The organism is Pseudomonas putida (genome assembly GCF_028682635.1).
Classification (GTDB): Bacteria; Pseudomonadota; Gammaproteobacteria; order Pseudomonadales; family Pseudomonadaceae; genus Aquipseudomonas; species Aquipseudomonas putida_AE.
Window position 1 is genome coordinate 73,511 of record NZ_JANHLK010000015.1, and the last position, 11,507, is coordinate 85,017.

Here is an 11,507-nt window from a genome sequence, read left to right on the forward strand (position 1 = left end):
CGGACCATGCAAACTCGTGACGACATTTTCATAACCCTGCGCGATGCCTTGGTCGAGCTGTTCGAACTGGACCCCGAACGGGTGAGCCTCGAATCCAACCTGTATCAGGACCTGGAAATCGACAGCATCGATGCGGTCGACCTGATCGATCACATCAAGCGCCAGACCGGCAAGAAGATCGCGGCCGAAGAATTCAAATCGGTGCGTACCGTCAGCGACGTGGTCGAGGCGGTCTACCGTCTGGTTCAACCGGCCGCATGAGTCGACTGATCGGCCTCAGCCTGCTGCTGGCGGGCCTGCTATACCCTTTTGCGGTGTATTTCGGCATGGAGCATTTCGCGCCGTGGCAGTTCGGGCTGCTGCTGGGCAGCCTGTGGCTGGCCCGCGCGCTGACCGGCAAGCGACGACCGGGCAGCTTGTGGATGGCATGCGTGGCCATCCTGTTCTGCCTGTTGCTGGCGCTGTTCGACAGTCCGTCGCTGCTGCGTTGGTATCCGGTACTGATCAGTGGGTTCATGCTGGGACTGTTCGGGCTGAGCCTGAAATACGGCCCGCCGATGGTTGAACGCCTGGCCCGCCTGCGCGAAGCGCATTTGCCGGTCAAGGCCATCCGCTATACCCGCCAGGTGACTATCGCCTGGTGCGTCTTTTTCCTGTGCAACGGGATCTGCGCTGCAGCCCTGACACTGTGGGCGCCGCTGAGCTGGTGGATGCTGTACACCGGCCTGATCTCCTACGGATTGATAGGCCTGATGTTTGCCATTGAATGGCTGATACGACAACGGGTACGAGGCCGCCCATGAACTGGATAAAACTTGAGCACCTGCTGCTCAAGGCCGAGCCGGAGCGTGCCGTGACGGCCGAACCGCAGCTCGATCACACACAATTGCGCGAGCAGGCCCTGCGCCTGGCCGCCAACCTGCAAAACCGCGGTGTGCGGCGCATTGCCGTGCACCTTGAAGACGCCGCCGACCTGGCGATTGCCCTGTTGGGCGCATGGCGTGCCGGGGTAGGCGTGCTGCTGCCGGCCGACCTGCAACCGCAGACCCGCCAGCGCTGGTCCGGTGAAGTGGATGTATGGCTCACCGATCAGCCGGACGATGCACACCTGGGCGATTACCAGGATTCCCCCCTTGGCGCCGCCGCCCTCGACCTTGAAGGCTGCTCGCTGAGCCTGTGCACCTCCGGCTCCAGCGGCGAACCCAAGCGCATCGAAAAAAACCTGGGCCAACTGGTCAATGAAGTTGAGGCCCTGGAACAGCTGTGGGGCGCCGACCTGGGTTCGGCTTGCATCATTGGCAGCGTCGCCACCCAGCACATCTATGGCCTGCTGTTTCGGGTACTGTGGCCACTGTGCGCGGGGCGCCCGTTCGTGCGCAGGCAACTGGCCTTCCCGGAAGACCTGCAGCGCGCCAGTCGCGAGTACCCGGCCTTCGCCTGGGTGGCCAGCCCGGCCCTGCTCAAGCGCATGGGCGACAACCTCGACTGGGCAGCGCTGAGCGCGGTGCGTCGGGTATTTTCCTCCGGTGGCGCACTGCCAGCCGAGGCCGCGCAGCGCCTGCAACAACGCCTTCACCAATGGCCGACGGAAATTTTCGGCAGTTCGGAAACGGGCGGCATCGCCTGGCGCCAGGGTCAGTCCCTGTGGCAGCCCTTTGCCAACGTTCAGGTGAGCCAGGACGACCAGGGGGCCTTGCTCATCACCTCGCCCTACTTGCCTGACGGCCATATCGAGCACACGGCCGATGCCGCGCGAATTGCGGCTGACGGCCGCTTCGAACTGCTCGGACGCCTGGATCGGATCGTCAAGCTGGAAGAGAAACGCATCTCGCTGCCGATGCTGGAGCAGGCGCTGATGGCCCACGACTGGGTGGCCGAAGCGCGCCTGGGTGTCGTTCAGGAAAACCGCGCCTCGTTGGGCGCGCTGGTGGTCCTGACTGACGCGGGCCTGCATGTACTGCGCAATCAAGGACGACGCACACTCACGGAACAATTGCGGCAACACCTGAGCCTGCATTGCGAAACCCTGGCCTTGCCAAGGCGCTGGCGCCTGCTGCAACAACTGCCGCTCAACGCCCAGGGCAAACTGCCCCAGGCCGACGTCGAAGCCCTGCTGCTGGCGCCGCGCCCCAAGGCACCTGTGGTGCTCGAACAGGTCGAAGCCAACGGTGAGTGGAGCCTGCAACTGGCTGTACCCCCGGACCTTGCCTATTTCAGCGGGCACTTCCCTACCGCGCCGGTGCTGCCCGGTGTGGTGCAGGTGGAGTGGGCAATGCATCTGGGCCAACAGCTGATGAACCTGCCAGAGACATTCGCCGGCATGGAAGTGCTCAAGTTCCAGCAACTGATCCGTCCCGGCGATGAAGTCCAGTTGCACCTGCGCTTCGACCCGAGCCGCGGCAAACTGTATTTCGCCTATCGCAACGAAACCGCCACCTGCTCCAGCGGGCGGATCCTGCTGGTGGCGGCGCATGCATAATCCCTGCGCCGTGGTGCCGGTCTACAACCACGAAACCGCGATCACCACCGTGGTCGATGCGCTGCTCGCCAGCCACCTGCCGTGCATTCTGGTGGACGACGCCAGCAGCCCGGCCTGCGCCAGGGTGCTCGATCAATTGGCGCAGCGCGACAACGTGCATCTGGTCCGCCTCGCCGCCAACCAGGGCAAGGGCGGAGCGGTCATGACCGGTTTTCGCGAAGCCTCGCGCCTGGGTTTCAGCCACGCCTTGCAGGTGGATGCCGACGGCCAGCACGACCTGCAGGATGTGCAACGTTTTATCGAACGCTCCCGCGCCCATCCCGAAGCCGTAGTCTGTGGCTATCCGCTCTACGATGACAGCGTGCCGAAGGGTCGTTTGTACGCCCGCTACCTGACCCACGTCATGGTCTGGATCAACACCCTGTCGTTGCAGATTCGCGATTCCATGTGCGGCTATCGCGTCTATCCCTTGCCGCCGGTGCTGGCGCTGATCGAATCGGCGAAGATCGGCAAGCGCATGGACTTCGACTCGGACATCCTGGTCCGCCTGGCCTGGCGCCGACTGCCGATGTTATGGCTGCAAACCAGGGTGCATTACCCGATGGACGGTGTTTCACATTTCCGCATGTTCCACGACAACGTGCTGATTTCGAGCATGCACACCCGGTTGTTCTTCGGCATGTTATTGCGCTCGCCGGTGATTCTCTGGCGACGGTGGCGCCCATGAGCGTCAATAAGGAGCACTGGGCCGATCGCGAGGAACGCGGCAGCTTCTGGCTGATGAAATTCACCGCCGTCGCCGCCAAACTGCTGGGTCGTCGACTGCTGAGCCCGTTGCTGTACGGCATCGTCCTGTACTTTTTCCTGTTCGGCCGCAGTGCCCGCCACAGTGCCTGGCAGTACCAGCAACGGCTCGCCGACTGGAGCGGTCGCGACGAACTGCGCCCGAGCCATTGGCGAGTGTTCGGCCAGTTCATGGCTTTCGCCGACTCCCTGCTCGACAAGCTCGACGTGTGGAACGGCAAGCTGAGCATCGAGCAGATCGAAATCATCGACCCGGCGCTGCTGCGCAACCAGCTGCGCGGCACCCGCGGGCAAATGCTCGTGGGCGCTCACCTGGGCAATCTCGAAGTCTGCCGCGCCCTGGCGGAGATCGGCGAACGTGTCACCATGAACGTGCTGGTGCACACCAAGCATGCCGAACGCTTCAATCGCTTGCTGGGCGAAGCCGGTGCGACCAATCTGCGGCTGATCCAGGTCAGTGAGCTGGACCCGGTGATCATGCTGCAACTGCACGAACGCCTGGAACGCGGCGAATGGCTGGCGATTGCCGGCGACCGCGTGCCGCTGCACGGCGGGCGTAGTGTGACGGTGGACTTCCTGGGTCACCCGGCAAAATTCCCGCAAGGGCCGTGGCTGCTGGCCGGGCTGCTGAAATGCCCGGTCAACCTGCTGCTGTGCCTGAAGAAGCCCGATGGCGACTATCGACTGACCCTCGAGCCCTTCGCTGACGCGATCGCCTGGAAACGCAGCGACCGTGAACAGGTCATTCATCAGTGGGCCTCCCGCTATGCCGAGCGCCTGAGTCACTATTGCCTCGAAGCGCCTCAGCAATGGTTCAACTTTTACCCTTTCTGGAAGACCGATGACGACGCCAACGCTTGAGCCTGTAATCTTCGGCGAACGCCCTTTGCGCATCGACGATGTGCTGGCCCTGGCCAACCGCCAGGCGCCGGCGCAATTGCAGGGCGACCCGCCGTTCCGCCAGCGCATCGCCAAAGGCGCGCAGTTCCTCGATTCCCTGCTGGACAAGGAAGGCGTGATCTACGGCGTGACCACCGGCTACGGTGATTCCTGCGTGGTCGCGGTGCCGCTGCATCACGTCGAGGCCTTGCCGCGTCATCTGTACACCTTCCACGGCTGCGGCCTGGGCAAGCTGCTGGACGCGCAGGCCACCCGCGCGGTGCTGGCGGCCCGTTTGCAGTCGCTTTGCCAGGGTGTGTCCGGGGTGCGCGTGGAACTGCTGGAACGCCTGCAGGCGTTCCTTGAACACGACATTTTGCCGCTGATCCCGGAAGAAGGTTCGGTGGGCGCCAGCGGCGATCTGACGCCGCTGTCGTACGTCGCCGCCACACTGTCCGGCGAGCGTGAAGTGATGTATCGCAGCGAGCGCCGGCAAGCCGCCGATGTGCACCGCGAACTTGGCTGGCAGCCGCTGGTGCTGCGGCCCAAGGAAGCCCTGGCGCTGATGAATGGCACCGCGGTGATGACCGGGCTCGCCTGCCTGGCCTACGCCCGCGCCGATTACCTGCTGCAACTGGCCACGCGCATCACCGCGCTGAATGTGGTGGCGCTGCAAGGCAACCCGGAGCATTTCGACGAGCGCCTGTTCGCCGCCAAACCGCACCCGGGGCAGATGCAAGTCGCCGCGTGGCTGCGCAAGGACCTGGCCATCGACGCACCGACCGCGCCGCTGCATCGCCTGCAGGACCGCTACTCGCTGCGTTGCGCGCCCCATGTACTCGGCGTGCTGGCCGACAGCCTGAACTGGCTGCGCTCGTTCATTGAAATCGAGCTCAACAGCGCCAACGACAACCCGATCATCGATGCCGAGGCCGAGCGCGTGCTGCATGGCGGGCACTTCTACGGCGGGCACATCGCGTTCGCCATGGACAGCCTGAAAAACCTCGTGGCCAACGTCGCCGACCTGCTCGATCGACAACTCGCCCTGTTGGTGGATGAGCGCTACAACCACGGCTTGCCGAGCAACCTGTCCGGCGCCACGGCCGACCGCGCCATGCTCAACCACGGCTTCAAGGCCGTGCAGATCGGCACCAGCGCCTGGACCGCCGAAGCACTGAAAAACACCATGCCCGCCAGCGTGTTCTCGCGCTCCACCGAGTGCCATAACCAGGACAAAGTGAGCATGGGCACCATCGCGGCCCGTGATGCGATCCGCGTGCTGGAGCTGACCGAGCAGGTCGCCGCCGCGACCTTGCTGGCCGCCAATCAAGGCGTGTGGCTGCGCGCCCAGGCCGAGGATGCACGGCCGCTGCCACCGGCCCTGGCGGCCATGCACGAAGCACTGGCCAAGGATTTTCCGCCGGTCATCGAAGACCGCGCGCTGGAAGGCGAATTGCGCCTGTGTCTGCAACGAATCGCCGCACAACACTGGAGGCTGCATGCGTAGCAAGGGAGTGCTTCACACCGATACACAAATCGTCGTGCCGTTCTTCGACGTCGACCGGATGAACGTCGTCTGGCACGGTCATTACGTCAAATACCTGGAAATCGCCCGCTGCGCATTGCTCGACAAGATCGGCCACAACTACACGGCGATGTCCGAGTCGGGTTATGCGTGGCCGGTGATCGACCTGCAATTGCGCTACGTACGCGGTGCGGAGTTCGGGCAGAAGCTCAACGTGCGCGCCAATCTGGTGGAATGGGAGAACCGGTTAAAGATCAACTACCTGATCAGTGACCTGGAAACCGGCGAGCGCCTGACTCGCGCCGTGTCCGTGCAGGTCGCCGTCGACATGAGCAATCGCGAAATGCAATTGGCTTCGCCCAAGGTGTTCACCGATGCCGTAGCGAGGGCTCTACCATGATTGTGTCCCCTGTAGGAGCGGCCTTGCCCGCGATGGTCGTTAACGATGACGCTGGGCACCTGACACTCCGCGGTGCTCTCAGGTTTTTCGCGAGCAAGCTCGCTCCTACAGTGTTTTGCGTGTTGCTGGGCATTCCAGGGCTGGCCAACGCCTTCGACCTGCAGCAACTCAGCGATCAATTGGCGAAGCCCGAGGTGATCCACGGCAACTTCATCCAGGAAAAACACCTGCGCGCCCTGCCCCAGCCACTGACCAGCAAGGGCACTTTCGTCCTGGCGAAAAATCATGGCCTGTTGTGGCTGCTGAAAACGCCGTTGCAACAGGACTACCGCATCAACTCCGCAGGCATTGCCCGACGTGACGCCAGCGGCTGGCAGATGCTGCCGGGCAAGAGTGCCGGCGCCGAGCAGAACCGCTTGTTCCTGGCCGTCCTGCAAGGCGACAGCAGCGGGCTGCAACGGGACTTCGAGCTGTCTCTCGCGGGCGACGCGCAGAACTGGACACTGACATTGACGCCGCGCTCGATGCTGCTCAAGCAGGTGTTCAACCAGATCAACATCACCGGCGGCGAACTGGTGCACAGCATCGAGTTGCTGGAAACCCAGGGCGACAGCACCCTGTTGCGCATGCAGGACAGCACCAGCGCGCAACCCTTGAGCGACACGGAGCAGCATGACTTTGCCGAGTGAACGCAGGCTGCCGTGGCTGTTCCTGATCCTGCTGGTGGCAGTGCTGGCGCTCGCCGGCTGGCAATGGCGCAACGGCGCCCCACTGTCGGCCAACCTGATGGAACTGGTGCCCGGCACCGCGCCGGATGCGCTGGAACTGCGCGCCGAACAACGCATGCAGGAGCCGCTGAACCGCGACATGCTGGTGCTGGTTGGCCACACCGATCGCCAGCAAGCCATCGCCATGGCGCAAACGCTGGGGGATCAGTGGCAAGCCAGCGGCCTGTTCGAAAAGGTCCAATGGAACCTGCAAGCCGACTTGCCGGCGTTGCGCACGCAACTGCTGCAAGGCCGACTGGCCATGCTCGCGGCCGACGATCGCGAGCAATTGATCGACCACCCCGACGCCTTTATCCAGCAACGGGTGCAGGCGCTATTCGACCCCTTCACCGGCTTCAGCCTGGTGCCGAGCCAGGATGACTGGCTGGGCCTGACCGGGCGCATCCAGAACAGCCAGCCACAGCACGGTGCCGTGCAACTGGACATTGGCAGTGGCGCCTTGATCGCCGAGGCCGATGGCAAGCACTGGGTGCTGTTGCGGGCGCGGGCCACCGGCAACGCCTTCGACATGAACCTGCCGCTGCAAGTGGCCGACCTGCTCCAGCACAGCCGCGATGAAGCCGCCCGGGCCGACGTGCAACTGCTCGCCGCCAGTGGCTTGTTGTACGCAGCCAACGGCCAGCGCCAGGCGTCCCGGGAGATGACCTGGGTCGGGGGCGGTGCCACCGTCGGGATCCTGTTGTTGCTGTTGCTGGCCTTCCGCCGCTGGCGTGTCCTGCTGGCGTTCGTTCCGGTGCTGGTGGGCATGCTGTTCGGCGCGGTGGCCTGCGTGGCACTGTTCGGCCACATGCATGTGATGACGCTGGTACTGGGTTCGAGCCTGATCGGTGTCGCCGTCGATTACCCCCTGCATTATTTGTCCAAGAGCTGGAGCCTGAAACCCTGGCACAGCTGGCCGGCGCTGCGCCTGACCTTGCCGGGCCTGACCCTGAGCCTGGTCACCAGCGCCATCGGCTACCTGGCCCTGGCCTGGACGCCCTTTCCGGCCTTGACCCAGATCGCCGTGTTTTCGGCGGCAGGCCTGCTGGGTGCCTATTTATCCGCGGTGTGCCTGCTGCCGGCGCTGCTCAAGGGTGCCGAGCTGCGCCCGGCGCAATGGCCACTGCGGCTTTGCGAATATTTACTGGGCTGCCGCGAAGCGTTACTGCGGTATTTGAGCACGCCGGTATTGCTGGCATTGCTGATCGCTTTTTGTGCCGGCGGCCTGGTGCAGCTCCAGACTAAAAACGACATCCGCCAGTGGGTCGGCGCGCCGCAGCAGTTGACCGACGAAGCGCAGACCATTGCGCGAATCACCGGCTATCAACCCACCAGCCAGTTCTTCCTGGTGCAGGCGGCCGACCAACAGCAATTACTCGAACGCCAGGGCGCCCTGAGTGAACGCCTGGATCAATTGGTTGGCCTGGAGAAACTCCAGGGGTACCTGTCACTCAATCAACTGGTCAGCCCGCCCAGCGAACAACGCAAGGTTCGCGAGGCATTGAGCAAATTGCCGGCTTTCTGGCAGCCGTTGCTCGATGTCGGCGTCCCGGCTCAGGCGCTGCAGGCGGAGTTGAGCCAATTGCAGGCGCTGCCCGTCGAAGACATCGACAGCGCGCTGGCCGGTCCCTTGGCCGAGCCGTATCGCCTATTGTGGCTGGGGCCGACCGCTGACGGCGTGGCAGCGATGGTCAGCTTGCAAGGCCTGAACAATCCTGCCCTGTTGCGGGTACAGGCCGAGGATTTGCCAGGCGTGAAACTGGTGGACCGACTGGGCGAGTTGAACAGCGTGTTCGCCGCCACCCAGATCAGCGCCGCCGAACTGAAACTCGCCTCCTGCGTGCTGATCGTGCTGGTGCTGATCCTGCCGTTCGGTCTTGGCGGCGCACTGCGCATCGTCTCCCTGCCCTTGCTGGCGGCCTTGTGCAGCCTGGCCAGCCTCGGCTGGCTGGGGCAGCCGTTGACCCTGTTCAGCCTGTTCGGCCTGCTGCTGGTGACGGCGATCAGCGTCGACTACGCCATCCTCATGCGCGAACAGGTTGGCGGCGCCGCCGTGAGCCTGCTGGGCACCTTGCTGGCCGCGCTGACCACCTGGCTGTCGTTCGGCCTGCTGGCGGTATCGAGCACGCCAGCGGTGAGCAACTTCGGCCTGTCGGTGAGCCTGGGGCTGATTTTCAGCTTCCTGCTCGCGCCCTGGGCCGGTCGCCAGGTGCACGCCGCCAGCCTCACGGAGCCAACTCAATGATGATCGGGCTGTTCTGGGCGATGGCCCTGGTACTGTTCGCCGTAGCGACCCGGGTCGGGCGCCATTGCGGCCTGATCCCCATCGTCAGCCAGTTGCTGCTGGCGACCCTCGGCTTGCCCCTGCTGATGTACTTCTGGATCGAACCACAATGGCAACTGAGCGGCGCAGCACTGGTATCACCGGGCTGGCTGAAAAACCTCTACAGCCTGAGTTTCGCCCTGCTGCTGGGCTATATCCTCAGCGATGTGATCGATCTGCAACTGGACCGCCAGAGCTTGAAAATCGCCCTGCCGAGTTTCTGCATTCCGTTCGCGTGCGGCCTGGCCACGGCCATCTGGCTGTTGCCGCCGCAACCCTGGATCAGTTCGCTGGCGGTCGGGCTGCTGTTCGCCATCACCGCGATCCCGGTGTTATACCTGTACCTGCGGCATATTAATTACCCGCACAGCGCCACCCGGCGACTGGTGCAGACCGCGATCATCATCGACCTGGCCTGCTGGACCCTGTTCGCCATCGCCCAGGGCAGCCTGCACCTGAGCAGCCTGTTGCTGCCCCTGGCCGGCGCCTGCCTGCCCGTGCTGCTGCGGTTGTTGGGCCTGCGGCAAACCTGGCTCTACAGCCTGGGCTTTTTCGCGTTACTGGTGGTCGCCGAACACTACAAGCTCAATGCGCTGATTTTCGGCATCGGCTATGTACTGGTCATGGCGGCGCTCAAGGCGCCGCTGGTGCTGCCATTGCCGGCGATCTGGATGAACCGCTTGCAGACGTACATCGCCATTCCGCTGATACTCACCTTCGGTATCGTGCAGATCAACGTGCACAGCGCCATGGACAGCCTCGGCTGGGTGCAGCTGGCGGCCCTGCTGCTGTTGCCGATCGCCAGCAAGCTGCTGGGCAACTGGCTCGGCCTTGGCTGGGCCGGCGCCTCGTTCCAGGGCGCCAGTCGCTGGCGCGAAAGCGTATTGCTGAACATTCGCGGCTTGAGCGAAATCGTCTTTCTCAACCTGCTGCTGCAACAACAGCTCATCAGCCCGGCGCTGTACTTTGCGCTGATGCTGATGGGCCTGGTCGCGACCCTGCTGCCGGCATTGGCCGGCATGCACCGGATCCCATTGATAGCTGCCGCCCAGGCAAGGAGCCCCCATGCCAACCGTTGAAACGCAACGTCGTCAGATCGTGGTCATCGGCGCGGGTCCCTCAGGGGCCATCGCCGCCGCGCTGCTCAAGCGCAAGGGGCATGACGTACTGGTGATCGAACGCCAGCATTTCCCGCGGTTTTCCATCGGCGAAAGCCTGTTGTCCCACTGCCTGGATTTCGTCGAGGAAGCGGGCATGCTCGACGCCGTCAATGCGGCGGGTTTTCAGTTGAAAACCGGCGCGGCGTTTGCCTGGGGCGAGCGCTACAGCACCTTCGATTTCGGCGACACCTTCACCCAGGGCAAACCCACGACTTTCCAGGTCCAGCGCGCCGATTTCGACAAACTGCTGGCTGACCAGGCAGCGCTGCAGGGCGTGGAAATCCGCTATGGCGAAACCATCGTCAGCGTCGATATCGAACAGCCCAAGCCGTTGCTCGGCGTACGGCGCGAAGACGGCAGCGAGTACCGCATCGAGGCTGACTTCATGCTCGACGCCAGCGGTTACGGCCGTGTCCTGCCGCGCCTGCTCGACCTTGAAGCACCGTCGAATTTCCCGGTGCGCCAGGCGGTGTTCACCCATGTCGAAGACCATATCGACCACCCGAACTTCGATCGCACCAAGATCCTCATCACCACCCATCCCACCCAGCGTGACGTCTGGTTCTGGACCATTCCGTTCAGCAATGGCCGCTGCTCGGTCGGCGTGGTGGCCGCTGCGGAGCATTTCGAGGGTCGCAGCGATAACCTCGACGATTGTCTGCGCGGTTTCATTGCCGAGACTCCCAGCCTGGCCGGGGTACTGGACAACGCCGTGTGGGATACGAAGGCAAATACCATCGGCGGTTACTCGGCCAACGTCAAAACCTTGCACGGTCGCGGTTTCGCCTTGCTGGGCAATGCCGCGGAATTTCTCGACCCGGTGTTTTCCTCCGGCGTGACCATCGCCATGCGCTCGGCGAGCATGGCCGCAAGCGTCCTGCACCGCCAGCTGCAAGGCGAGTCCGTGGACTGGCAGCGTGAATTCGCCGAACCGCTCAAGCGCGGGGTCGATACGTTCCGCTGCTACGTCGAGGGCTGGTACGCCGGGACTTTCCAGGACGTGATCTACTACCCGGATGGCAATCCGGAAATCCGCCGCATGATCAGCTCGATCCTCGCCGGTTATGCCTGGGACGAGCGCAATCCATTCGTCGCTGAACCGAAACGCCGGCTGCGGATGTTGTCAGAACTCTGTGCAAGGGATGCGACATGAGCAACATGGTGCGCCAG

Annotated in this window: 11 protein-coding genes; all 11 read left to right on the forward strand. The window is 63.8% G+C overall.

Annotated elements, in window-relative coordinates; genetic code table 11:
* Window positions 1–6 precede the first annotated feature (6 nt).
* Genes NPS56_RS19175 through NPS56_RS19225 form a run of 11 tightly spaced genes read left to right on the forward strand, consistent with a single transcriptional unit; the run spans window position 7 to window position 11,490 of the window.
* Window positions 7–261 carry an acyl carrier protein gene (locus tag NPS56_RS19175; protein ID WP_046819912.1) on the forward strand — a complete coding sequence of 85 codons (255 nt, stop codon included), beginning with the start codon at window positions 7–9 and terminating at the stop codon, window positions 259–261.
* Window positions 258–803 (forward strand): hypothetical protein, encoded by a 546-nt coding sequence (locus NPS56_RS19180; protein WP_274076060.1) that lies wholly within the window; start codon window positions 258–260, stop codon window positions 801–803. The genes NPS56_RS19175 and NPS56_RS19180 overlap by 4 nt, the downstream gene beginning before the upstream one ends.
* Window positions 800–2,479, forward strand: coding sequence for an acyl-CoA synthetase family protein (locus NPS56_RS19185; protein WP_274076061.1), 1,680 nt, complete (start codon window positions 800–802; stop codon window positions 2,477–2,479). The genes NPS56_RS19180 and NPS56_RS19185 overlap by 4 nt, the downstream gene beginning before the upstream one ends.
* On the forward strand, window positions 2,472–3,206 hold the full coding sequence (locus NPS56_RS19190; protein ID WP_274076062.1) for a glycosyltransferase family 2 protein: 735 nt from the start codon (window positions 2,472–2,474) through the stop codon (window positions 3,204–3,206). The genes NPS56_RS19185 and NPS56_RS19190 overlap by 8 nt, the downstream gene beginning before the upstream one ends.
* Window positions 3,203–4,144, forward strand: a complete 942-nt coding sequence (locus NPS56_RS19195; RefSeq protein ID WP_274076063.1) for a glycosyl transferase — start codon at window positions 3,203–3,205, stop codon at window positions 4,142–4,144. The genes NPS56_RS19190 and NPS56_RS19195 overlap by 4 nt, the downstream gene beginning before the upstream one ends.
* The gene (locus NPS56_RS19200) at window positions 4,125–5,669 is read left to right on the forward strand and encodes an HAL/PAL/TAL family ammonia-lyase (protein ID WP_274076064.1); all 1,545 of its coding nucleotides are present in this window, start codon (window positions 4,125–4,127) and stop codon (window positions 5,667–5,669) included. Before NPS56_RS19195 ends, NPS56_RS19200 begins: the two co-directional genes overlap by 20 nt.
* The gene (locus tag NPS56_RS19205) at window positions 5,662–6,087 is read left to right on the forward strand and encodes an acyl-CoA thioesterase (protein ID WP_274076065.1); all 426 of its coding nucleotides are present in this window, start codon (window positions 5,662–5,664) and stop codon (window positions 6,085–6,087) included. Before NPS56_RS19200 ends, NPS56_RS19205 begins: the two co-directional genes overlap by 8 nt.
* Window positions 6,084–6,776, forward strand: a complete 693-nt coding sequence (locus tag NPS56_RS19210; protein ID WP_274076066.1) for an outer membrane lipoprotein carrier protein LolA — start codon at window positions 6,084–6,086, stop codon at window positions 6,774–6,776. The genes NPS56_RS19205 and NPS56_RS19210 overlap by 4 nt, the downstream gene beginning before the upstream one ends.
* Window positions 6,760–9,099, forward strand: a complete 2,340-nt coding sequence (locus tag NPS56_RS19215) for an MMPL family transporter (RefSeq protein WP_274076067.1) — start codon at window positions 6,760–6,762, stop codon at window positions 9,097–9,099. The genes NPS56_RS19210 and NPS56_RS19215 overlap by 17 nt, the downstream gene beginning before the upstream one ends.
* Entirely contained in the window at window positions 9,096–10,256 is a 1,161-nt protein-coding gene (locus tag NPS56_RS19220; protein ID WP_274076068.1) for a sodium:proton antiporter, read from the forward strand. The genes NPS56_RS19215 and NPS56_RS19220 overlap by 4 nt, the downstream gene beginning before the upstream one ends.
* A complete protein-coding gene (locus tag NPS56_RS19225; protein WP_274076069.1) occupies window positions 10,243–11,490 on the forward strand; it encodes an NAD(P)/FAD-dependent oxidoreductase in 1,248 nt (415 codons plus the stop codon). Before NPS56_RS19220 ends, NPS56_RS19225 begins: the two co-directional genes overlap by 14 nt.
* Window positions 11,491–11,507 lie beyond the last annotated feature (17 nt).

Bases quoted from the DNA above. Each gene is read 5' to 3' on its own strand.
- NPS56_RS19175 (WP_046819912.1), top strand. From the start codon at position 7: ATGCAAACTCGTGACGACATTTTCATAACCCTGCGCGATGCCTTGGTC.
- NPS56_RS19180 (WP_274076060.1), top strand. From the start codon at position 258: ATGAGTCGACTGATCGGCCTCAGCCTGCTGCTGGCGGGCCTGCTATAC.
- NPS56_RS19185 (WP_274076061.1), top strand. From the start codon at position 800: ATGAACTGGATAAAACTTGAGCACCTGCTGCTCAAGGCCGAGCCGGAG.
- NPS56_RS19190 (WP_274076062.1), top strand. From the start codon at position 2,472: ATGCATAATCCCTGCGCCGTGGTGCCGGTCTACAACCACGAAACCGCG.
- NPS56_RS19195 (WP_274076063.1), top strand. From the start codon at position 3,203: ATGAGCGTCAATAAGGAGCACTGGGCCGATCGCGAGGAACGCGGCAGC.
- NPS56_RS19200 (WP_274076064.1), top strand. From the start codon at position 4,125: ATGACGACGCCAACGCTTGAGCCTGTAATCTTCGGCGAACGCCCTTTG.
- NPS56_RS19205 (WP_274076065.1), top strand. From the start codon at position 5,662: ATGCGTAGCAAGGGAGTGCTTCACACCGATACACAAATCGTCGTGCCG.
- NPS56_RS19210 (WP_274076066.1), top strand. From the start codon at position 6,084: ATGATTGTGTCCCCTGTAGGAGCGGCCTTGCCCGCGATGGTCGTTAAC.
- NPS56_RS19215 (WP_274076067.1), top strand. From the start codon at position 6,760: ATGACTTTGCCGAGTGAACGCAGGCTGCCGTGGCTGTTCCTGATCCTG.
- NPS56_RS19220 (WP_274076068.1), top strand. From the start codon at position 9,096: ATGATGATCGGGCTGTTCTGGGCGATGGCCCTGGTACTGTTCGCCGTA.
- NPS56_RS19225 (WP_274076069.1), top strand. From the start codon at position 10,243: ATGCCAACCGTTGAAACGCAACGTCGTCAGATCGTGGTCATCGGCGCG.